Annotated in this window: 19 protein-coding genes; 7 read left to right on the top strand and 12 right to left on the bottom strand. The window is 59.1% G+C overall.

The features are described 5' to 3' along the window. Positions 1 to 13 precede the first annotated feature (13 nt). Positions 14 to 1312 carry an MFS transporter gene (locus ACI77D_RS10300; RefSeq protein WP_407016522.1) on the top strand — a complete coding sequence of 433 codons (1299 nt, stop codon included), beginning with the start codon at positions 14 to 16 and terminating at the stop codon, positions 1310 to 1312. A gap of 51 nt (positions 1313 to 1363) precedes the next feature. On the opposite strand, the gene ACI77D_RS10295 is transcribed toward ACI77D_RS10300, so the two are convergent. From ACI77D_RS10295 to ACI77D_RS10275, 5 genes are all read right to left on the bottom strand, one after another. Continuing rightward, complete coding sequence (locus tag ACI77D_RS10295) at positions 1364 to 2065, bottom strand: ABC transporter ATP-binding protein (protein WP_017137209.1); 702 nt, start codon at positions 2063 to 2065, stop codon at positions 1364 to 1366. A 1-nt stretch (position 2066) separates the two neighbouring features. Next, positions 2067 to 2834, bottom strand: coding sequence for a high-affinity branched-chain amino acid ABC transporter ATP-binding protein LivG (gene livG / locus ACI77D_RS10290; RefSeq protein ID WP_010212365.1), 768 nt, complete (start codon positions 2832 to 2834; stop codon positions 2067 to 2069). Then, entirely contained in the window at positions 2831 to 4084 is a 1254-nt protein-coding gene (locus tag ACI77D_RS10285) for a high-affinity branched-chain amino acid ABC transporter permease LivM (RefSeq protein ID WP_064451210.1), read from the bottom strand. The genes livG and ACI77D_RS10285 overlap by 4 nt, the downstream gene beginning before the upstream one ends. Next, positions 4081 to 5004, bottom strand: coding sequence for a high-affinity branched-chain amino acid ABC transporter permease LivH (gene livH, locus ACI77D_RS10280; protein ID WP_064451211.1), 924 nt, complete (start codon positions 5002 to 5004; stop codon positions 4081 to 4083). The genes ACI77D_RS10285 and livH overlap by 4 nt, the downstream gene beginning before the upstream one ends. Positions 5005 to 5230: 226 nt before the next feature. After that, a complete protein-coding gene (locus tag ACI77D_RS10275) occupies positions 5231 to 6358 on the bottom strand; it encodes a branched-chain amino acid ABC transporter substrate-binding protein (RefSeq protein ID WP_064451212.1) in 1128 nt (375 codons plus the stop codon). Positions 6359 to 6699: 341 nt separating this feature from the next. Between ACI77D_RS10275 and ACI77D_RS10270 the strand changes: the two genes are divergently transcribed. Further along, a complete protein-coding gene (locus ACI77D_RS10270; RefSeq protein ID WP_221294149.1) occupies positions 6700 to 7002 on the top strand; it encodes a DUF2288 domain-containing protein in 303 nt (100 codons plus the stop codon). Positions 7003 to 7313: 311 nt separating this feature from the next. Here ACI77D_RS10270 and ACI77D_RS10265 read toward each other — a convergent pair whose 3' ends face one another. The 3 genes from ACI77D_RS10265 to ACI77D_RS10255 form a co-directional block, all read right to left on the bottom strand. Beyond that, positions 7314 to 9491, bottom strand: coding sequence for a hypothetical protein (locus tag ACI77D_RS10265; protein WP_064451214.1), 2178 nt, complete (start codon positions 9489 to 9491; stop codon positions 7314 to 7316). 203 nt (positions 9492 to 9694) lie between these two features. Beyond that, on the bottom strand, positions 9695 to 11959 hold the full coding sequence (locus tag ACI77D_RS10260) for a putative bifunctional diguanylate cyclase/phosphodiesterase (RefSeq protein ID WP_407016521.1): 2265 nt from the start codon (positions 11957 to 11959) through the stop codon (positions 9695 to 9697). A gap of 139 nt (positions 11960 to 12098) precedes the next feature. Further along, positions 12099 to 12464, bottom strand: coding sequence for a YkgJ family cysteine cluster protein (locus ACI77D_RS10255; protein WP_064451216.1), 366 nt, complete (start codon positions 12462 to 12464; stop codon positions 12099 to 12101). Positions 12465 to 12728: 264 nt separating this feature from the next. Between ACI77D_RS10255 and ACI77D_RS10250 the strand changes: the two genes are divergently transcribed. Continuing rightward, on the top strand, positions 12729 to 14075 hold the full coding sequence (locus ACI77D_RS10250) for a spinster family MFS transporter (protein ID WP_407016520.1): 1347 nt from the start codon (positions 12729 to 12731) through the stop codon (positions 14073 to 14075). Between the two features lie 149 nt (positions 14076 to 14224). Here ACI77D_RS10250 and rapA read toward each other — a convergent pair whose 3' ends face one another. Continuing rightward, a complete protein-coding gene (rapA, locus tag ACI77D_RS10245) occupies positions 14225 to 17071 on the bottom strand; it encodes an RNA polymerase-associated protein RapA (protein ID WP_262667245.1) in 2847 nt (948 codons plus the stop codon). 217 nt (positions 17072 to 17288) lie between these two features. Between rapA and ACI77D_RS10240 the strand changes: the two genes are divergently transcribed. Continuing rightward, positions 17289 to 17630, top strand: coding sequence for a hypothetical protein (locus tag ACI77D_RS10240; protein ID WP_064451219.1), 342 nt, complete (start codon positions 17289 to 17291; stop codon positions 17628 to 17630). Here ACI77D_RS10240 and ACI77D_RS10235 read toward each other — a convergent pair. From ACI77D_RS10235 to ACI77D_RS10225, 3 genes are all read right to left on the bottom strand, one after another. Continuing rightward, on the bottom strand, positions 17627 to 18808 hold the full coding sequence (locus ACI77D_RS10235; protein WP_407016519.1) for an aminotransferase class V-fold PLP-dependent enzyme: 1182 nt from the start codon (positions 18806 to 18808) through the stop codon (positions 17627 to 17629). The genes ACI77D_RS10240 and ACI77D_RS10235 overlap by 4 nt on opposite strands. After that, entirely contained in the window at positions 18805 to 19275 is a 471-nt protein-coding gene (locus ACI77D_RS10230) for a RidA family protein (RefSeq protein WP_407016518.1), read from the bottom strand. The genes ACI77D_RS10235 and ACI77D_RS10230 overlap by 4 nt, the downstream gene beginning before the upstream one ends. A gap of 90 nt (positions 19276 to 19365) precedes the next feature. Further along, the gene (locus ACI77D_RS10225) at positions 19366 to 20238 is read right to left on the bottom strand and encodes a LysR substrate-binding domain-containing protein (protein WP_262667247.1); all 873 of its coding nucleotides are present in this window, start codon (positions 20236 to 20238) and stop codon (positions 19366 to 19368) included. Between the two features lie 158 nt (positions 20239 to 20396). On the opposite strand from ACI77D_RS10225, the gene ACI77D_RS10220 reads away from it, so the two are divergent. The 3 genes from ACI77D_RS10220 (at position 20397) to ccoM (ending at position 21405) form a co-directional block, all read left to right on the top strand. After that, positions 20397 to 20882, top strand: coding sequence for a lipocalin-like domain-containing protein (locus ACI77D_RS10220; protein WP_407016517.1), 486 nt, complete (start codon positions 20397 to 20399; stop codon positions 20880 to 20882). 68 nt (positions 20883 to 20950) lie between these two features. Beyond that, positions 20951 to 21145 (top strand): hypothetical protein, encoded by a 195-nt coding sequence (locus tag ACI77D_RS10215; RefSeq protein WP_167353670.1) that lies wholly within the window; start codon positions 20951 to 20953, stop codon positions 21143 to 21145. A gap of 143 nt (positions 21146 to 21288) precedes the next feature. Next, on the top strand, positions 21289 to 21405 hold the full coding sequence (gene ccoM, locus ACI77D_RS10210; RefSeq protein ID WP_301280094.1) for a cytochrome c oxidase subunit CcoM: 117 nt from the start codon (positions 21289 to 21291) through the stop codon (positions 21403 to 21405). The last annotated feature ends 80 nt before the right edge of the window (positions 21406 to 21485 follow it).

The raw sequence follows: 21485 nt of genomic DNA, 5'->3' as shown, positions 1-21485 counted from the left end.
CCAATAAGGTAATGTGGCTGTGAAGAACCGCTTTGCAGATTTTTTCATCAGCAGAAATTTCTCATTCTTGTGGCTGGGGCAAGCCCTCTCATCGTTTGGCGAGTTCGTTTTCGAGAGCACCGTCATTGTGTGGCTGGTGACTGACTTGTTTCACGACAGTGCGTTCTTGCCGACGGCTGTAGGCCTGGCGGTGGCGGCCTCTGCTATTCCGCGTGTATTGGTGGCCCCACTGGCCGGGGCTTGGGTCGATCGGATGGCCCCGCTGTACGTGATGATCGCGGCGGATGGGATTCGGGTGCTCAACTTCCTGATCTTTTTCGTGATCTATTCACTGGCCGGGCTGGACCCGATGCAAGTGCTCGTCGGCGTTCTGCTCTTGTTGTTGGTGAACAGCACGGCTGCACAGTTTTTCAACCCGTCACGCCAGGCGATCATGCAAGTGGTCATCCCTTCGGCACGACGCGTTGAGGCATCGGCCAAGGCGATGTTTTCCCTGACGGGCATTTCAGTGTTGTCGGCGTCCCTTGGGCCGGCATTATTTGTGTGGGTGGGCCCCGCCCTGGCACTGCTGATCAATGTGCTGGCTTTTGCCTGTTCGGCCCTGTGCATAGCGTCTACCCAGGGCCTGCGCCGGACCTTGCTGGCCGAGCAACAGCGGCTGCCCTTCTGGCATGGAGTGCTCGCAGGGCTACGGTTTTCCTGGGGGCACGCCTCGATTAGGACGTTGTTGATCGGTGTGGCGTTATACGGGTTTTCCTTGGGGGTCAATAACGTCGCATTGTCCTTGTATGCATTCAAAACCTTGGGCTTGAGCCCTTATGAATACGGCCTGATTCTCGCGGCGTTCCCTGTCGGCGGGTTGATTGCTGCCGCGCTGGTCCGGCCGCTGTTGAAGTCATTGAGCACGCGCCAGGCCTTTACCCTTGCGTTGCTGTGCATGGGGTTCAGCTACCTGGCATATTCGCTGCATCCGCCGTTTTACTTGGCCTGGGCGCTGATGTTCAGCTGTGGGTTGTTCTTCTCGGTGTTTGCGATTGTGCAAGGGCCGATGCTCCAGGAAGACGTGCCGGAAGGTTACATGGGGCGTGTGTCCGCAACGGTCACGCCGGTGCTGGCCATCGCCTCATTAACCGGTACGCTGGTGTGCTCTCAGACGTTAAATGTGGCACAGCGTGTCATAGCCTATTTCGACGCGCCGCTGGATGTGTACGGCGCGTATATCTTCCTGGCGGCGGGCTTGTTGCTATTGGGCGGGGCATTGATGCTGGCAGGCCAGCGCGCGAGTAAGGGGGAGTTGGTCGCGACGCTTTGAACCGCGATAAAAAAAACGGCCCGAAGGCCGTTTTTTTGTTACCTCAATGGCTCAGCCACCGAGATAGGCTTCACGCACCTTCGGATCCGTCAGCAATTGCTCCCCGGTGCCCTGCATCACCACCCGGCCGTTTTCCAGCACGTAGGCGCGGTCGGCGATTTTCAGCGCCTGGTTGGCGTTCTGCTCCACCAGGAATACCGTCACACCGTCCTTGCGCAGTTGTTCGATGATATCGAAGATCTGCTGGATGATGATCGGTGCCAGTCCCAGTGAAGGCTCGTCCAGCAGCAATAGCTTGGGCTTGCTCATCAGCGCCCGGCCGATGGCGAGCATTTGCTGCTCGCCGCCGGACATGGTGCCGCCGCGCTGGCTGAAGCGTTCCTTGAGCCTGGGGAACAGGTGCAGCACCTTGTCCATCTGCTCTTGGTAGTCGCCCTTGTCGGTAAAGAACCCGCCCATGGCCAGGTTCTCTTCCACCGTCAGGCGCGAGAACACACGGCGGCCTTCGGGCACCACGGCAATGCTCTTGCGCATGATCTCGGAGGAGGCCTGGCCCACCAGTTCTTCACCCATGTAGCGGATGCTGCCGCTGTGGGCCTGCGGCGAACCGCACAGGGTCATCAGCAAGGTCGACTTGCCGGCACCGTTGGCGCCGATCAGCGTGACGATTTCACCTTGGCGCACTTCCACGTTGACGCTGTGCAGCGCCTGGATCTTGCCGTAGAAAGTGGAAACGTTTTCGAATTGCAGCATTTTACGCTTCCCCCAAATAGGCTTTGATCACTTCCGGGTTGTCGCGGATCTGCTCCGGCGTCCCGTTGGCCAGCGGCGTGCCCTGGTTGATCACTACGATGTGGTCGGAAATGCTCATGACCAGTTTCATGTCGTGTTCGATCAACAGCACCGTGGCGTTGTTTTCCTCACGCAACACACTGATCAGCGCCTTGAGGTCTTCGGTTTCCTTGGGGTTCAGGCCAGCGGCCGGTTCGTCGAGCATGAGGATCCGCGGGCGGGTCATCATGCAGCGGGCGATTTCCAGACGACGTTGCTGACCATAGGCCAGGGTGCCAGCAGGACGGTTGGCAAACTCGGTGAGGTTGACCTTGTCCAGCCAGTACTCGGCGTACTCCATGGCTTCGCGCTCGCTTTTGCGGAACGCCGGGGTCTTGAACAGGCCTGCAAAGAAGTTGGTGTTCAAGTGACGGTGTTGGGCAATCAGCAGGTTCTCGACCGCTGTCATGTCCTTGAATAACCGTACGTTCTGGAAGGTGCGCACCACGCCCTTGCGGGCGATCTCGTGACCGGCCAGGCCCTGGATCGGCTGGCCGTCCAGCAGGATGCTGCCACCGCTCGGCTTGTAGAAGCCGGTGAGGCAGTTGAACACCGTGGTCTTGCCGGCGCCGTTCGGGCCGATCAGCGCCACCACTTGTTTCTCTTTTACGGTCAGGGCCACGCCGTTGACCGCCAGCAAGCCGCCGAAGCGCATGCTCAAGTTTTCGACTTTCAGGATCTCGCGGCTCATTTGCGCAGCTCCATGTGTGGACGTTGCATGGGCAGCAGGCCTTGAGGACGCCAGATCATCATCAGCACCATCATGGCGCCGAACATCAACATGCGGTATTCGCTGAACTCACGCATCATTTCCGGCAGCAGGATCATCACGATCGCCGCCAGGATCACACCCAGTTGCGAGCCCATGCCACCCAGTACCACGATGGCGAGGATGATCGCCGACTCGATAAAGGTGAACGACTCCGGGGTCACCAAACCTTGGCGAGCGGCGAAGAAGCTGCCAGCGAAACCGGCGAATGTTGCCCCGAGGGTGAATGCCGAGAGTTTGATGACGGTGGGGTTCATGCCTAACGCACGGCAGGCGATTTCGTCTTCGCGCAACGCTTCCCACGCACGGCCAATCGGCATGCGCAACAAACGGTTGATCACGAACAGTGCCGCTAGTGCCAGCAACAACGCCACCAGGTACAGGAACACCACTTTGCTCACCGGGTTGTAGTCGATCCCGAAGTACTCGTGGAAGGTCTGCATGCCTTCGGCTGCGGTGCGGTCGAAGGACAATCCGAAGAACGTCGGCTTGGGGATGCTGCTGATACCGTTGGGGCCGCCAGTGATGTCGGTGAGGTTGCGCAGGAACAGTCGGATGATTTCACCGAAGCCCAGGGTCACGATCGCCAAATAGTCACCGCGCAAGCGCAACACCGGAAAGCCCAGCAGGAAGCCAAACGTGGCCGCCGCCATACCGGCCAGTGGCAGGCAGATCCAGAAGCCCCAGCCCAGGTAGTGCGACAGCAACGCGTAGGTATAGGCACCCACGGCGTAGAAGCCCACGTAGCCCAGGTCGAGCAGGCCGGCCAGGCCGACTACGATGTTCAGGCCCAGGCCCAGCAACACGTAGATCAGGATCAACGTTGCGATATCCACCGCACCACGGGAACCGAAGAACGGCCAGATCAACGCAGCCACGATCAGGCCGATGATGATGTAGCGCTGGGTGCGCGGCAGGGTCAGGAATTGGCTGACCTTGGGCGACACCAACGGGCCACGGTTGCCCTTGAACAAAGCACCGACCTGCTGGGTGAACAGCACGCGCAGGAACATCAGCACCGAGCACAGGGCAATGATGGTCAGGGTCACGGGACCGGTGCCATGCACTTCCAGGTTGATGCCGACGATGCTCAGCTTGAGCCCGAGTACCGGAAAGGCCACGGCCCATACCAGCAAGGCGCTGAAAAACGCCGATTTAAGATATCTGCTCATACTTTCTCAACCTCCGGACGGCCCAGAATGCCGGTCGGACGGAACAACAGCACCAGAACCAAGAGGCCGAACGCCACGACGTCCTTGTATTGGTCGCCGAAGATATCGGCGCCGAAGGCTTCAGCCACACCCAGCACCAGCCCGCCGAGCATCGCGCCCGGGATACTGCCGATGCCGCCCAGGACCGCCGCGGTAAAGGCCTTGAGGCCTACCAGGAAACCGGCGTTGGGGTTGATCACGCCGTACTGCATGCTCAGCAGCACAGCCGCGACGGCCGCCAGCGCGGCACCGATTACGAAGGTCAGGGCGATGATGTTGTTGGTGTTGATGCCCAGCAGGTTGGCCATCTTGATGTCTTCGGCGCAAGCCCGGCAGGCGCGCCCCAGACGGGAGCGGGAGATGAACAGGGTCAGGCCCAGCATGGCCACCAGGGTGACGACGAAGACCAGGATCTGCATGTACGAAATCAGCACTTCTTGTGCGCCACCTGGGCCGAAGGAGAAGCTCCCCGGGATCAGGTTGGGAATGGACTTATCCTTGGAGTCCTGGGACAGCAATACAGTGTTCTGCAGGAAAATCGACATGCCGATGGCGGAAATCAGCGGGATCAAACGGTTGCTGCCACGCAAGGGACGGTAGGCAACACGCTCGATACTGTAGCCATAGGCACTGGTCACGATGATCGATGCAAGGAACGCAGCGGTCATCAACAGCGGCAGGGAATGGATACCCATCATGGCCAGCCCGGCAAGGGCGATGAAGGCCACGTAGGAACCAATCATGTACACCTCGCCATGGGCGAAGTTAATCATTCCAATGATGCCGTAAACCATTGTGTAGCCAATGGCTATCAAGGCATAGGTGCTGCCAACGGTCATGCCGTTAACCAGCGTTTGGAAAAAATGATAGATCTCAGGCATTACAGCGCTCCTAAAAACCCGATACGCATTTCACTGGTGGAGTCATTTCCGGCTCGGTGCCCTGTTCTATGAGCAGGTTGCACGAAGCGTTTGCCAGCGAACCGCTGGTGACGGTTTTAAGATTTTCAGGTGAGCCAGCGCCCGGATCGCGGGTGTCAGGCCCATAAACCTCGTAAAACAAAGCCCACTGCTTGCACAGTGGGCTTGTTGACCAGTAACGCCTGGCTTACTGAGGGGAAACTTCGGTTTTTGGTTTGCCGAAGTGCCATTCGTAGACCACGAACTTAAAGTCCTTCAGGTCGCCCTTGGCGTCAAAGCTCAGGTCGCCCGTTGGGGTCTTGAAAGTACCGGCGTGGATGGCAGCAGCCACTTTGGCGGTGTCTTCGCTCTTAGCGGCGGCGATACCACCGGCGATCACTTCAACAGCCGAGTACGCTGGGAACACGAACGGACCGGTTGGGTCCTGCTTGTTCTTGGTGAACTCTTCAACGATTGCCTTGTTGGCAGGATCAGTGTCGAAAGACTTCGGCAGGGTCACCAGCAGGCCTTCGGAAGCGCCCTGGGCGATTTGCGAGATGGAGTCGTTGCCGACGCCTTCAGGGCCCATGAACTTGGCGTTCACGCCTTTTTCCTTGGCTTGGCGCAGGATCAGGCCCAGTTCAGGGTGGTAGCCGCCGTAGTAGACGAAGTCGACGTTGGCTTGCTTGAGCTTCTGGATGAGCGAGCCGAAGTCTTTGTCGCCAGCGTTGATGCCTTCGAAGAGAGCAACTTTCACGCCTTTCTTTTCGAGGGTCTGTTTAACGGCGGTGGCGATGCCTTCACCGTACTGCTGCTTGTCGTGAATGACCGCAACCACTTTCGGCTTCACGTGGTCGGCGATGTAGTTGCCGGCTGCAGGACCCTGGGCGCTGTCCAGGCCGATGGTGCGGAAAATCAGCTTGTAGCCACGGGAAGTGATTTCCGGGCTGGTGGCAGCCGGGGTAATCATGATCACGCCTTCGTCTTCATAAATGTCGGACGCTGGCTGAGTGGAGCTGGAGCAGAGGTGACCGACTACGAACTTGACGCCGTCGTTGACCACTTTGTTGGCTACGGCCACGGCTTGTTTAGGATCGCAAGCGTCGTCGTATTCTTTGGCTTCGAGCATTTTGCCATCGACGCCGCCCTTGGCGTTGATGTCGGCAATCGCCTGCTTGGCACCCATGAACTGCATGTCGCCATATTGCGTTACAGGACCGGTTTTAGGGCCGGCGATGCCGATCTTGATGGTGTCAGCTGCGAACGAATGGCCGGCAACCCCAGCCAGGACCATAGCGGCAAACAGTTTGGAAATCTGCTTAGTAGCCTTATTCATAGTGCTCCACTCTTACTGTTGTATTTTTTATAGTTCTAGCGGCCTTGTGAGCTGCAGAACCGGATCAGATATCTCGGATATCCCCCCGGCATTGCCCTGGCAACTGTACCGGTACAGTGTAGAGCGCCGGTTGATCGCTTGAAAAGCTGGCTGCTGGGGGCAAAACCCGGGTATGTCGCTTAAATGAAAGAAAAAGACAGAATTGCGGCGGGGTTATGCCAGAGTCTCGGGCAATCCTTGGCTTTTCTGACACTTTCTATCGATGCCTCATTTGCAACTGGGTTTTTCTGCCTGAGCCCGGACGTTATGATTTCGCCGATTTTTACTTCAGGTGAATTCCCATGACGCAAGAACCTAGCACCCTCTATGCCAAGCTGCTCGGCGAAACCGCCGAAATTTCCTGGAAGGAGCTTGAACCGTTCTTTGCCAAGGGTGCCCTATTGTGGGTCGACGCCGACCTGGATTTGATCGAAGCGGCCGAGGGAATGGCCGAGGATAACCGTGAGAAAGTCGCTGCGTGGCTGGCTGCGGGGAGCCTTGGCGAAGTGTCTGCGACGCGGGCATTGGACTTGGTGGCGCGGGATCCGGGCTTATGGGCAGTGGTGGTTTCGCCGTGGATTTTGATCCAGGAAAGGGCAGTGTAAGAAGGCTCTGCACGAAAAAGGTGCGCGGTTTCAGCCTGTGGAAGTGTGTAGCGGAGTAACCGCAAGCGCCGTGATGGCATCTTGCCGTAGAGAAAGGTCACAGGTAAGGGTGACGTGCGCGTCACGGGAACAGTTTTGTGAGTGGCGCAAGGCCGGGGGAATTGTTTCCGGGTGTGGCAAAGTTGCAGGTTTGCGGTGGCTGGCAGAGCGCTTTCGCGAGCAAGCCGGGTCCCACATTTGTACCGGGTATTTCCTGTAGGAATACGGTCAAAATGTGGGAGCGGGCTTGCTCGCGAAGGGCGCGACTCGGTCTAGGCAGTCTTGCCAGTATGGTTGTTCAACGAAATCACCTTGGTCTTGCCAATCCGGTGACGATAAATCTCACGCAAATACTTGATCGCCTTCTTCACACAATCTCGTGACAGGCGAATGTCATTGATCGACACAAACTTATCCTTGTCGTTGATCAACTCCCGATACTTCTTCTCATACATCGGTTTGATCGCGTACCAGTTGGTATCCAGAATCTTCGCCGGGTTTTCGAACTCGTTGAGCAGCTCATCAATCCGGTCTTCATCGAAGTCCTCATGGATGATGAAGTCCAGGATCGAATTATCCAGCGTGTCATCAAACCGGTACGGGTTACGCGCAAAGCAACGCTTGATAAAGGCCACGATCAACGTCAGGAAGTCATCCGACAGGCACGGGCTCTTGGCGATCAGCGTTGTCAGCGACAAGTTGGCCGACGCCCCGATCACCAGCGCATAACGCTTGAGCGTGGTGTTGGGAAACAGGCTATTGAGGTGCGTCTTGAGCCGGTTCAAGTCCATGTAGGACAGCTTGTAGTCCTTGGGCAAGGACACAATCGACACCACCGACGAGCAGTTCTTGAAGAAGTGCAGGTCATGCAGGGCGGCTGCGTCGTAGCCGGAATTCTTGTATTGCTCCAGTGACGCCTTGTAGCGCTTGGACTCGATCGGCAACAGGCTGATGCCTTCGATGGCCTGGGTCACTTTGTTGAAGTGCGGCAGGTCGATGGAGCGGAAAAACAAGTCATCGATATTCAGCCGCTGTGGCTCTTTATCGAACACCTTGAACTTGTCATTCGACGGCACCGGGGTTTCCGGCACCACGGACTCGGCATAGGCAATCGCTACCGGTCCTGCCAGGCTCATAAACAGGTCGTTGGCATCCAGGCGGATGGTTTCGCCAATGTCGATACCGGCACGCCGGAAGTAGTTCTGGTCGTAATCGGTCGTCACCGCCTGCGCAGTGAGGATGTTGAAGATCTGCTGGGAGATGTACTGGTTGGCGTGTTTTTCCATGGCATTGACGTCAATGTTCTGGATATTGCCGTCATCGCTCTCTTCGGCGTAACGCATGATGTCGTTGGAGATCAGCATCATTGCGTTCCATGGCCGGATACGCCCCTTCACACTGGCTTCGCTGCTGTCTTCATTGTCGAAGTTGTAAGAGAAGTCCCATTCTTCCGACAGGTATTTGCACAGCAACCGCCCGGCGTTGATGTGCAGGGCCTCGGACATTTCGCTGCGGTGATCGGAGATATTCGGCAGCACACAGATGCCGCTGGTGAAGATCGGCTCGAAGACAAACGCGTGGCCGCTCTTGCTGTCGTGCTCGTCGGCGGGTTTGGTGTCGAATGTCTTGTTCATGTACGAGTGCTGCTGGGCCAGGCCAAACTCCGAGGCCATGCCCGAACCCGTACCGCCGCCGGCGCTGAAGATCGAGAAGTACAGGCGCGACTGGTTGGCCTTGATGCCGCAGGAGTCGATCAGGTACGAGTGAATCATCTTCCAGTCAGGGCTGGAAAAACGCTGGGTGTCTTTATTGAGGATGATCTTGGCCAGGTACTGGCCCAGGATCGGCGCGTTACCGGCGCCACCGGCATGGACTTCCGAGAGGTCCATTATTTTCATTTTGCTGTAGTCGCGCAGGAAACCGCTTTTTTCGCCCTTGCGCGAAAAACGGATGCGCCCGGCGATGTCCTTGTCCAGGTCACCCAGCATCACCAGCGGTTCCACCAGGAACACCGGCTTGGTGGCCTTGCCGCCGCCCAGGCGCAGGTTGTTTCGGATCCATTGGGCCGGGCTATAGCCCTTGTCCGCCGATTTGTCTTCCGTGCTGAATTCGTTCAGGTAGAACTTGCGCGCGTTGTACACCAACTCCGCCACGTCCAGCGCGATGTTCGAACCGCAGCGGCCCAGGCCGATCAGGCACACCGAGGGAAATTCCTGCTCGTCGCGCGGGTCGCCATCACCTTCTTGCTGGGGCGGGCGCGGGAACACCATGTCGCGCAGGCCGTCGAGGTTATCGAGGATGCGGTCGGTATTGGTTTCGGTGAAGTACAAGTACTGCTGGGTGGCCAGCGGGCGGGCGCTGCTCAATGACTTGGAACCTGAGGATTTTTCCGCAGGAGCTGTCGGCAACACGTCGAGGATCTCGGTGGCAGAGTTATTTTTGGAAGTCATTGGGCGCCATGTACCTGGACAGATGGCTTAAAAAATCAAGGAGCCATTATTGAATGAGAGTTCGCGACTTTACAGTGCGTCTGAGTCCGGGACCGTCGGGTTTAACCCTGGTTTTTCAAGGGGAATCGTGGCCGGACTCTGATGAATCGGCCGTTCGTCGGCGTTCTTTAGTCAAATGATGGCGAAATGCCAAAGAATCGGCGTCAGCGAATTGGCCTTACCGTCGACGTGGGGCTGATACGGGTTGGGGTGGGGGCTTTCGGCACAGGGGCCTCTTTGTTGCCTTCCACGCTGAAAGGGTAGAGCGGGTTGTGCATCTGGATGCCCTGGATCACGCCGACGATGTCGCTGAAGGGGACCGCCGGACTCAGCAGGTAGCCCTGAATGAAATCACCGCCATGTTTGAGCAGCAGTTCGAACTGTGCCTGGGTTTCCACGCCTTCGGTGACCACCTGCAGGTGCAGGGTGTGGGCCATGCCGATAATCGCCTGGACGATCTCGATATCGGCGGTGGACTTGGGAATGTCCTGGATAAATGAACGGTCGATCTTCAAGGTATTGATCGGTAGGCGCTTGAGGTAAGCCAGCGATGAGTAGCCGGTGCCAAAATCATCGATGGCGAGCGAAACCCCCAAGGCACGAATTTGCCGCAACAGCGCGAGCGTGCTGCTGATATTGCCCATCAGCGCGTTTTCGGTGACTTCCAGTTCCAGGCGGTTGGCGGCAATTCCGGCGAAGCGCAGGGCTGCTTCGATTTCATCTGCCAACTCGTCACGGGTCAGGTTGAGGGCCGAGCAGTTCACGGCCATGGTCAGTTCGCTGTAGCCCCGGTCGGTCAGCAGGCTTAAATCATGGCAGGCCTGACGCAACACCCAGTGGTCCAGTTCGGCGATCAACCCATTGCTTTCGGCGATGTCGATAAACCGGTCCGGCGCCAGCAGCCCGTGTTGCGGATGTTGCCAGCGCACCAGGGCTTCCAGGCGGGTGACCTTGCCGAGTTTCATGTCGAAGATCGGTTGATAAAACAGCACCAACTCGTTGCGGCTACGCAGGGCTGCGCGCAATTCCTCTTCCAGTTGCAGCTCAAGGAAAGCACGGGTCTTAAGGTTGGAGCTGAAGAAGTTGAGGTTGTTGCGCCCGGCGTCCTTGGACTGGTACAGCGCCAGGTCGGCGGTTTTCAGCAGCTCTTCGCAGGTCAGGCCGTCTTCGGGAAACAGGCTGATGCCGATGCTGGTGGTCATTACCATGCGCCGACCGGCGAGTTCGACCGGCTCCTTCATCTTCTGCATGATCCGCTGCGCCATGTGCCGCGCTTCGTCGCGATGATGAATGTTGATCAAAATGCAGAATTCGTCCCCACCAAACCGTGCGACCACGTCTTCGTGGCTGCGTACCGAGCCTTTGATATGCCCGGCCAATACCGTTAACAGCTGATCGCCGGCGTCATGACCCAGGCTGTCATTGATACGCTTGAAGTGGTCAATATCCAGGAATATCACCGCCATCATGCCGTTGTTTGCCGTTTTTTCGGCGACTTTCTCAGCGAAAATCTGGTTGAACCCCCGGCGGTTAAGCAGGCTGGTCAACGCGTCGTAATGGGCAACCTGTTGCAGTGAGGCGCGGGCCTGGTCGAGTTCGCTGAGCAGGGCGTTGACCCGGCGCAGGTCGCGTTCCTTGTGCTGCAGCTTTTTGTCCGCCAGGGCCGCACTGACGCTGCTGCCGATCACCAGCAGGGTGATAACCGCCACTGACAGGCCAAGTTGAATGGGGTTGTTGTCCAGCGGTAAGGCGAGGTCGGCCCCGCTGGGCACCAGCATTTGCATAGCGGCCATGCCGGTGAAGTGCATGCTCAGGATTCCGGCGCCCAGCACCAGGCTCGCGGCGTATTTGAGCAATTGATGGAAAACGCCGGCGCCGTTGCGCAGGTAGCACGACAGCAGCAATGCGGTCAGGCTGGCACCAATGGCAATGGCGACCGATGCCAAGAACAGCCCCGGCTCGAAATACACTTGGGCCTGAGAGCGCATGGCCGACATGCCCACATAGTGCATCAAGGCGATACCGAACCCCATCCACACCGACGCCAGTAAATACTGCTGAAACCGCAGGTGGGCATGACTGAGGGTTTGCATGGCAAACAACGAGGCAATCAAGGCGATCACCAGCGAGGCGAACGTCATGATCAATTCGTAATGAATGGCAATAGGTGCCTGGAAAGCCAGCATGCTGATGAAGTGAGTCGACCAGATACCGCCCGCGAGGCATCCTGCACCGAGCCAGCGCCAATGGCGGCGGGCAGTAGGGTCTTCTACATGGCCGACACGTTCGGCCATGTCCAACGTACCGAACCCGGCCGCGCAAGCGACCAGGTAGGCCAGCAACACCAGAAAGGGGTTATGACTGCAATTGAGTAATAAGTGCCCGTTCTCTGGAAGGTCGGTAAAAAAATACATACCTAGCCATTCCATAGCATGTCCCGTCAAAGTCAGTACGTCATTGCCTTGAGCAATGGCCTATGAACTCCAGTATAGAAGCCTCGCGGGAATTGCCAGGGATAATGGCACTTTGACTACAATGATTTTGGCATGCCGGTCATAGCGTTTGCTGCTAAGCGCTGATGGGCAGTTCCAGCTCGAAAGGCGCTTCCAATGGCGGCAAGCCAAAGGCGGCACGTGCTGAATCGCAGTCGACGTTTTGCTCGCCCTGGCTCCACGACGCGTCGAACTCGCGGCAGGGGCTCGACCGTTGCTCATAGATTGTGCAGCGGGTGCCTTTGCCGACTTCCCCTTCAAGGCTGCAGCAACGCGCGGGTTTCTGGTCGGTGCCGATCATCGCCACGCGTGTGGGATTGATCTGAACCACCAAATCATCGGGCACCGTGCCCCCCGATGAGGCGCACTCTCCCCAGAAGAAAGACACACGAAAGTATGAACAGCAGGCACCGCAACTCAGACACGGACTGGCTTCGGACATGGGCGTCATCGATAAGAAAAGTAGGATGGGGTGTTACAGGAAGGCTCGCCATTCTAATCTTGCCATGGCGGTTGGGAAGGGGGGTGAGCACTTATATTTTCGTAGGAAAACCCCCGTAGTTCCGGGTGAAGGTCCGCGCGAAATTACGCCCTATCAGCTTTACGAATCATTACAGACAAAGGCCGCCTGCCTGACTATGTTGCAGATACCTGAGCAGGATGCATCGGGCATCGCAGCTCTCATAACAATAAAAGAGACGGACCCATGCAGAACTCGACCCAAGCGGCGAATGCCTGGCGCATTCTGTTCCTGCTGTTCCTCGCCAACCTGTTCAATTTCTTCGACCGCACCATTCCCGCCATCATCATCGAGCCGATCCGCATGGAGTGGCACCTGAGCGACTTTCAGCTCGGAATCATCGGCACTGCCTTCACCATTGTCTACGCCATCGCCGGCCTGCCGCTGGGGCGTATGGCCGACACGGGCTCACGCAGCAAACTGATGGGCTGGGGCCTGTTCGCCTGGAGCGGGCTGACGGCGATCAACGGCATGGTCGGCAGTTTCTGGACCTTCCTGCTGGTGCGCATGGGCATCGGCATTGGTGAAGCCAGCTATGCACCGGCGGCCAACTCGCTGATTGGCGACCTGTTTCCCGCCCACCGGCGCGCCCGGGCCATGGGCATTTTCATGCTGGGCCTGCCTTTGGGGCTGCTGCTGGCATTCTTCACCATCGGCGCGATGGTCAAGGCGTTCGACAGCTGGCGCGCGCCGTTCTTTATCGCCGCCGTGCCGGGAATGATCCTGGCGGTTTTCATGTTCTATATCAAAGAACCCAAGCGCGGCGCCGCGGAAACCGTGCAGGTCTCCGAGGAACGCGTCGACCGTCCGATCCGCCGCGTGCTGGCAGTGCCGACCTTCCTCTGGCTGGTGTTGGCCGGGCTGTGTTTCAACTTTGCCACCTATGCGTGCAACTCGTTCCTGGTGCCAATGTTGCAGCGCTACTTCCTGATGCCATTGCAGGACGCCGCGGTTGCCACCGGGGTGATCGTCGGCTTGACCGGCTTGGTGGGCCTGACGCTGGGCGGCTGGATTGCCGACAAGATCCATCAGCGCGTGGCCAATGGCCGACTGCTGTTCGCGGCGTGCAGCCTGATCATCTCCACCGTCACCACCGCCTGGGCCTTGCATGCCGGGCGCATCGAGATTGGTGTGTTTGTGGCGCTGTTCAGTGTGGGCTGGTTGTTCGCTTATAACTTCTACACCTGCGTGTACACGGCGATTCAGGACGTGGTCGAACCGCGCCTGCGCGCCACGGCGATGGCGTTGTTCTTTGCCGGGTTGTATTTGCTGGGTGGTGGCATGGGGCCGGTGGTGGTGGGCGGGCTTTCTGATCACTTTGCTCATTCGGCGATGTATGCCGATGGGGCTGCGCAGATGACTGAGGCTTATAAGGCTGTGGGCTTGCACGACGCCATGTACCTGATTCCGGTGGCGCTGTTCTTGACCATGCTGTTTCTGTTCCAGGCGTCGCGCAGTTTTGTGCGTGATGCCAAGCGGATGAAGGATGGGCTGGGGGCGGTGGAGGTGCCGGCTGCTGCGGCTACGGCGTGAGACCGAGGTGACTCTATCGCAGGCAAGCCAGCTCCCACAGGGGAATGCATTCCAAATGTGGGAGCTGGCTTGCCTGCGATGAGGCCCTCAAAACAAACAAAAAAGGCCCGCATTGCGCGGGCCTTCTTTTTAGCAGGGCAGGGCGGTCATCAACCCGCCACCAACACCCGAATCGCTTCCAGTCGCAGCGCCGCTTTGTCGAGCATGGCCAGGCCTTGCTCGCGTTGCTGGCGCAGGGCAACCAGTTCGCTGTCGCGTACGGTCGGGTTGACCGCTTGCAGCGCGGTCAGGCGCGCCAGCTCTTCGTCGGTATCCGCTGCCAGGCGGCGCTTCGCCTCGGCCACACGCTCGGCGTGGCGCGGGGTGATCTTTTCTTCGCCGGCGTTGATGCGCGGCGTCAGCTGATCGCGCTGGGCCTGCACGAACTTGTTGGCGCTGGCGCGTGGCACGCTTTCCAGTTGGTCGTTCAGGGTTTCAAACGACACGCGGCCGGACAAGTCATTGCCATTGGCATCCAGCAGGCAGCGCAAGGCGGCTGGTGGCAGGTAGCGGCCCAGTTGCAGCGAGCGTGGCGCAACCACTTCACTGACGTAGAGCAGTTCCAGCAACACGGTGCCCGGCTTGAGCGCCTTGTTCTTGATCAGCGCCACGGCGGTGTTGCCCATGGAACCGGACAGCACCAGGTCCATGCCGCCCTGCACCATTGGGTGTTCCCAGGTGATGAACTGCATGTCTTCGCGCGACAGCGCCTGGTTACGGTCGTAGGTGATGGTCACACCTTCGTCGTCACCCAGCGGGAAGCTGGCGTCGAGCATTTTTTCGCTGGGCTTGAGGATCAGTGCGTTTTCCGAATGGTCTTCGCTGTCGATGCCGAACGCGTCGAACAGGGTTTCCATGTAGATCGGCAGGGCGAACTGATCGTCTTGCTCAAGGATGTCTTCCACCAGTGCATCGCCTTCACCCGCACCGCCGGAGTTGAGCTCCAGCAAGCGGTCGCGACCGGTGTGCAGCTCTTGCTCCAGGCGCTCGCGTTCGGCACGGGCTTCGTCGATCAGGGCTTGCCACTCGCCGTCGTCGGCGTTTTCCAGCAGCGGCAGCAGGCGTGGGCCGAACTGATGCTGCAAGGCGTTACCGGTCGGGCAGGTATTGAGGAACGCGTTCAGCGCCTCGTGGTACCACTGGAACAGACGCTCTTGCGGGCTGGTTTCCAGGTACGGCACGTGCAGTTCGATCACATGCTTCTGGCCGATCCGGTCCAGACGGCCGATCCGCTGTTCCAGCAGGTCAGGGTGGGACGGCAGGTCGAACAGCACCAGGTGGTGGGAGAACTGGAAGTTGCGGCCTTCACTGCCGATTTCGGAGCAGATCAGCACCTGGGCGCCAAATTCTTCATCGGCAAAGTAGGCGGCAGCGCGGTCACGCTCGAGGATGTTCATGCCCTCGTGGAACACCGTGGCCGGGATGCCGGAACGCACGCGCAGGGCGTCTTCCAGGTCCATGGCGGTTTCGGCGTGGGCGCAGATCACCAGCACTTTGGTGCGTTTGAGCATTTTCAGCTGGTCGATCAGCCACTCGACGCGCGGGTCGAAGCGCCACCAGCGGTTTTCTTCCTCAACGTCCGGCTGCGACTGGAAGCTGACTTCCGGGTACAACTCGGCGTGTTCGCCCAGCGGCAACTCGAGGTATTCGTCCGGGTTCGGCAGCGGGTAGGCGTGCAGCTTGCGCTCCGGGAACCCTTGCACGGCGGCACGGGTATTACGGAACAGCACGCGGCCTGTGCCGTGGCGGTCGAGCAACTCACGCACCAGGCGTGCGCTGGCTTCGGTGTCGCCATCGTTGACGGCGGTGAGCAGCGCTTCACCTTCGTCACCGAGGAAACCCTGGATAGTCTTGTGTGCGGTCGGCGACAGGCGGCCCTTGTCCAGCAGCTCCTGCACGGCCTCGGCCACCGGGCGATAGTTCTCGCTCTCGGCGCGGAAGGCGTGCAGGTCGTGGAAACGGTTCGGGTCCAGCAGGCGCAGGCGCGCGAAGTGGCTGTCCTGGCCCAGTTGCTCCGGGGTGGCGGTCAGCAGCAGAACGCCGGGAATCACTTCGGCCAGTTGCTCGACCAGCGAGTACTCAGGGCTGGCTTTCTCTTCGTGCCACACCAGGTGGTGCGCTTCGTCGACCACCAGCAAGTCCCAGCCGGCCGCGAATAGCGCGTCCTGGGCCTTCTCGTCGTCAACCAGCCACTCCAGCGCCACCAGCGCAAGCTGGGTGTCTTCGAACGGGTTGGCGGCATCGCTTTCGATAAAGCGTTCTTCGTCGAACAGTGCAACCTGCAGGTTGAAGCGGCGGCGCATTTCCACCAGCCACTGATGCTGCAGGTTTTCCGGGACCAGGATCAGCACGCGGTTGGCGCGGCCCGACAGCAACTGGCGATGAATCACCAGGCCGGCTTCGATGGTTTTACCCAGGCCCACTTCGTCCGCCAGCAATACCCGTGGCGCGATACGGTCGGCGACTTCACGGGCGATGTGCAGTTGGTGAGCAATAGGTTGCGCACGCACGCCGCCCAGGCCCCACAGCGAGGATTGCAACTGGCGGCTGGTGTGTTCCAGCGTGTGGTAGCGCAGCGAGAACCAGGCCAACGGGTCGATCTGCCCGGCGAACAGACGGTCGCTGGCCAGGCGGAACTGGATGAAGTTGGACAGTTGGGTTTCCGGCAGGGTGACCTGCTCGTTCTGCCCATTGAGGCCGTGGTAGACCAGCAGGCCGTCGACGTCGTCGACTTCCTGTACGGTCATTTTCCAGCCTTCGAAATGGGTGATGGAGTCACCCGGCGAAAACCTCACACGAGTGAGGGGCGCATTCCGTAGCGCATACTGACGAGTGTCGCCAGTGGCCGGATAGAGCACGGTCAACAAGCGGCCGTCCTGTGCCAGAACGGTGCCTAACCCCAGCTCTGCTTCGCTGTCACTAATCCAGCGTTGCCCCGGTTGATACTGCTGCGCCATGCTGCCTGACTCCCGCCGTGAAAAAGCCGACTATTCTAACGGAACACGGCTTCCAGACCAAAAGGATTAGGTGCAGCTTCGAGCTTTAAGCTACAAGCGGCAAGAAAAAGGGTGTTAGGTTGGCCCTATAGATGACGATTGGTTCACAAGTTGGCGGCTTGGGGCTCAAGTCGCCACCCTCGCAGCCGACAGTCTGCTGAACAGGAGACTAAAACCCATGCTGCCACCCATGCTGCCTTTGAGTGTTGTGCCGGTCACATCGCAACTTGACCCGGTGCGCCAGAAGCCGGATATCCCGCCTGTGGTGCCAGTACAGCCGGGCTCCAATGAAAGCACGATCGACCTGAAGAAGGGCGACGCCGAGCAGTCGACGCTGTTGTTGCGTGAAGAACAACGCCGCCAGCAGGAACAGCAGAAGCGTCGGCGTGAAGCCGACGAAGACCCTGAGGAGCACCTGGCGATCCCCGGCGATGTATTGAATGCCGACAATACCGTGCCGGTGGTGCCGCTGATCGAAGATGCGCCGCGCCAGGGTTTGTGGGTGGACGTCGAGGTTTAATCGCGCAACTCATACAGCGCCGCGAGCAGTCGTTCGATGTCGTGCTCGGTGTTGAGCGGGCTGACGGACACCCTCGCGATACTGGTCAGGCCACGTGCCTGCATGTCCAGTGGGGTGTAGGCCACGCCATTGGCGCCGATATTGATGCGCTTCAGCCCCAAGCGTCGTTTGAGTTCGAAGGCATCCCAGCCAGCCAGGTTAAAGGCGATCAGTCCTGAGTGGTTGACGCCCAAGTCGTGCAGGGAAATTCCCGGAATCTGACGCAAGGCTTCCCGGATTTGCCCGCTGATCTGCAAGACCCTTTCCCACGTCCTCTCTACGCCCAGTCGATTGACCTCCTGTAATGCATTGCCTAAACCCGCCAGTAAGGCGTAGGACACTTCGCTGGTTTCAAAGCGCCGGGCGTCGTTGCGCAGGTGGAAACCGTCGACGGTCCAGGGGGCTGAAAACACATCGCGCTGGGCCGGATTCAGGCGCTGTAGGAAGTCCGGCCGTACATACATCAGCGCCGTACCGCGTGGCCCGCGCAGGTGTTTGCGCCCGGCTGACTTGAGCACATCGCAATGCAGCGCCTGCACGTCTACCGGCAGTTGCCCCACGGCTTGGCCGGCGTCGATGAAATAGGCGATGCCGTGGCGCTTGGCCACTTCCCCGATCGCCTGGGCGGGGTTGATCAGGCCGCCGTTGGCCGGTAGCCAGGTCAAATCGATCAGCTTGACGCTGGCATCGATCATCGACTCCAGCGCCACCGGGCAGACCGCGCCGGTTGCATCGCAAGGAATGACGTCCACCTGGGCGCCGGACTGCACTGCCCGTTGCATACTCGCCAGGTTGCCGCCCCATTCATGGCGGCCGACCAGAATGCGTTCGCCTGGTTTCCAGGGGCCCAAGGCCTGGAACGCCATGCTCCACGCGGTCGAGCCACTGCTGGCAAAGGCAATCGAGGCAGTGGGCGCATTGAGCAGTTGCCCGGCCGCACGCCGGGCTTTTTCGATCAGGACGGCGCCATGCTCGCCGGCCTCCATCGGGCCGTCGCGGGCTTCGCGCTGTAATTGGTCGATGATCGCGTCGAGGGTGGCCTGGCTGGGCAGCGAGGCACCGGCGTGGTTGAAATGCACAATGCCCGACTGGCAGCCGGGCGTGTCGTCGCGCAGTTGCTGGACTTCGAGCGGGCTCACGGTTGCAGCTCGAAAATCGCATCAACCTCCACTGCCACGCCCGCCGGCAGGCTGGAAACACCTACAGCAGTGCGCACGTGCCGGCCCTTGTCGCCGAGGGCGTTGACCAGCAGGTTCGAGGCGCCGTTGGCCACCACGCTTTGGCGCTGAAAGTCGCCGCTGCTCGCAATGAACACCCCCAGGCGCAAGATACGCACCGCGCGCGCAAGGTCATCACCCAGCGCATCGCTCAGTTGGCCCAACAGGCCCAGCGCCGCCAGTTCTGCCGCCTGGGCGCCTTCTTCATCGCTGAGGGATTCGCCCAGTCGACCGACGTAGGCGGGTTTGCCATCAATCATGGGGATTTGCCCGGAAATGAACAGCTGGTTCTGGCTGACCACATGATTGATGTAATTGGCCGCCGGCTGGCTGGGCGTTGGCAGCGTCAGGCCAAGGGCTTGCACGCGTTGGCGGATGGAGTCGGTCATGTTGAATCCTCTTGGGGTGGGAGGTTTCAGCATGTTTGCTGTGGCGATGGGCGACAAACGGATAGATCTCACTCGACGTATCGAAATAACTCACGCGTCGGCGCAGGTTTCCTTCAGCCATTGGCTGAAGCACTCGGCCGCTTCGCTGGTGGGGCCTTGGGGGGTTATCAGCCAGTAGCCGATTTCGCTGTGATAGGGCGGCCATTCAAAGGCTTCCACCAGGCTGCCGTCCGCCAGCTTGCGCTCGATCAGGCGGTGACGGCCCATGGCGATGCCCTGGCCGCCCACGGCGGCTTCGACCACGATGTTGTAGTCGTGCAACATCACGCGCGGATGGTGCTTGAGGTCGACTTGGAAATGCGCTGACCAATCCGTCCACTCGAAGGGGCGGTGCGAGGTGGCCATCAACAGCGCGCCGTTGGCCAGCTGGTTGGCCTTGAAGGCCGGGCTGCACACGGGTGAGATCACTTCAGGCATCAGCCGGGTGGTTTGCACATCGGGCCAATCGCCCTTGCCATAACGGATGGCCAGGTCGACCTCGGCGGCGGCGACGTTGGCTAATTGAATCGCCGGCAGCAACTCCACCTGGATATGCGGGTAGCGGTTGAGAAACCCGGCCAGGCGTGGTGCAAGCCACAGGGTGGCGAATGATGCCAGCAGGCCGACACGCAACACCGTGGCACGGGGCGCCACCCGTTGGGTGCGGGTGGCGGCGGCAATGGCGTCGAGGGCGGGGCGGATTTCGTCGTAGTAACGTTGGCCATCGGCGGTCAGATCGATTGCACGGGTGCGTCGGATAAACAGCGGTTTGCCCAGGTGCTGTTCGAGCTTTTGCACTTGGTGGCTGAGTGCGCTCTGGGTTACCGACAACTCATTCGCGGCCTTGATAAAACTCAAGTGCCGCGCCACCGCCTCAAAAGCGCGCAAGGCCAGCAGCGGCGGAAGGTCATTGTGCAGTGCCAACTGAGTGCGCCTACAGGGTAAGTGGGGAAAGTCGATTTTGGGCGATGTGCTTCCTTTTGTCGCCCGCAGATTCCTCTGTCGTAGTTTGGGGATATGTCTTACATCCCCCCGGGCAGCTGTGCGCAAAGCTCTGTGTCTTTTTTTGAGACGGTAGAGCGATGAAAAACCTTATAAAGGCAAATGTGATCGGGTTGGCTATTTCAATGGGCCTTTGCGCGGCCGCTGCAGCGAATGAGTCACCGCTGGTCGGGGCCTGGAAGCTGGTCGGCTATCAGGTCGAGTCCCAGGATACCCGTGAGAAAATCCCGGCGATGGGCAGCCGTCCTTCCGGGCGCGTTATTTTTTCCGCAGATCATCGAGTGGCTTTCGTGTTGACCGGTGAGGGAAGAAAAGCCGGCTCTACGGACGCAGAAAAAACAGTGCTGTTGAACACGCTGGTGGCTTATACCGGTATTGAGCGGGTCGAGGGCAATCAATGGTGCACAGAGGTTGATTCTGCCTGGAATCCGGAATGGGTGGGGACGGTGCAATGCCGCGACTTTCAGGTCCGGGGCGACACGTTGGAAGTGCTGACGCCGTGGCGCCAAATGCCGAATTGGCCGGGGACTACACGTTCCATCATTACGTTTGAACGTGATAAATAAGCGCCAGGAGAGAGAAGTACGAGGATTTTTACCCTGGCATTTGCCGTCGAGCGGGAGAGGCCGCATTATTGAGCCCTTCCCGCCACGACGTAAGCCCCGCCATGAGTGAAGACGACAAACTGATCGACCTGAATGCCGAACGCGCCAAACGTGTGCATGACTTGAATGACAAGCGCCTGAATGAAGTTCGCCAGGCATTTGAGCAGGCGATGCCGCTTGGCAAAGTTAAGAAAAAGCCCAAGAACAAGCCGAAAAAGCGTTGAAACAACCTGCATCTGTTGATGCAGGTCAGTTATTACCCTTCTTTAAGCCCCGTCGCGGGCGACATTGATCCCGGTCAATTTTCCAATCCGCCTTCTCTATTAACTTAGCCCTATCGCAACAGGGCATGAGCAGGAGGCCGGTCATGTTTTTCGATAATGTGGTGTTTGCCGGGGTGCTGACTGTCGGCCTCATGGTGCTGTTTTTTGTAGGGTTTGGAATTTTTATCTGGAAAGACGCGAATAAGCGTAAAGAACCCTAAGTCTTTCCGGATTACATGAGCACGCAAGGCATTTTGGGCGACTTCGGTCGCCCTTTTTTTTGCATCGAATTTAGTCGTAC

The organism is Pseudomonas sp. O39, assembly GCF_045447295.1.
GTDB lineage: Bacteria > Pseudomonadota > Gammaproteobacteria > Pseudomonadales > Pseudomonadaceae > Aquipseudomonas > Aquipseudomonas antarctica_A.
This window is presented reverse-complemented; position numbering and strand designations above follow the sequence as displayed.

Coding starts and splice junctions, on each gene's coding strand:
- rapA (WP_262667245.1), bottom strand. CDS start 17,071: ATGGCGCAGCAGTATCAACCGGGGCAACGCTGGATTAGTGACAGCGAA.
- ACI77D_RS10260 (WP_407016521.1), bottom strand. CDS start 11,959: ATGGAATGGCTAGGTATGTATTTTTTTACCGACCTTCCAGAGAACGGG.
- ccoM (WP_301280094.1), top strand. CDS start 21,289: ATGTTTTTCGATAATGTGGTGTTTGCCGGGGTGCTGACTGTCGGCCTC.
- ACI77D_RS10275 (WP_064451212.1), bottom strand. CDS start 6,358: ATGAATAAGGCTACTAAGCAGATTTCCAAACTGTTTGCCGCTATGGTC.
- ACI77D_RS10295 (WP_017137209.1), bottom strand. CDS start 2,065: ATGCTGCAATTCGAAAACGTTTCCACTTTCTACGGCAAGATCCAGGCG.
- ACI77D_RS10270 (WP_221294149.1), top strand. CDS start 6,700: ATGACGCAAGAACCTAGCACCCTCTATGCCAAGCTGCTCGGCGAAACC.
- ACI77D_RS10220 (WP_407016517.1), top strand. CDS start 20,397: ATGAAAAACCTTATAAAGGCAAATGTGATCGGGTTGGCTATTTCAATG.
- ACI77D_RS10265 (WP_064451214.1), bottom strand. CDS start 9,491: ATGACTTCCAAAAATAACTCTGCCACCGAGATCCTCGACGTGTTGCCG.
- ACI77D_RS10230 (WP_407016518.1), bottom strand. CDS start 19,275: ATGACCGACTCCATCCGCCAACGCGTGCAAGCCCTTGGCCTGACGCTG.
- livG (WP_010212365.1), bottom strand. CDS start 2,834: ATGAGCCGCGAGATCCTGAAAGTCGAAAACTTGAGCATGCGCTTCGGC.
- ACI77D_RS10255 (WP_064451216.1), bottom strand. CDS start 12,464: ATGTCCGAAGCCAGTCCGTGTCTGAGTTGCGGTGCCTGCTGTTCATAC.
- ACI77D_RS10240 (WP_064451219.1), top strand. CDS start 17,289: ATGCTGCCACCCATGCTGCCTTTGAGTGTTGTGCCGGTCACATCGCAA.
- livH (WP_064451211.1), bottom strand. CDS start 5,004: ATGCCTGAGATCTATCATTTTTTCCAAACGCTGGTTAACGGCATGACC.
- ACI77D_RS10285 (WP_064451210.1), bottom strand. CDS start 4,084: ATGAGCAGATATCTTAAATCGGCGTTTTTCAGCGCCTTGCTGGTATGG.
- ACI77D_RS10250 (WP_407016520.1), top strand. CDS start 12,729: ATGCAGAACTCGACCCAAGCGGCGAATGCCTGGCGCATTCTGTTCCTG.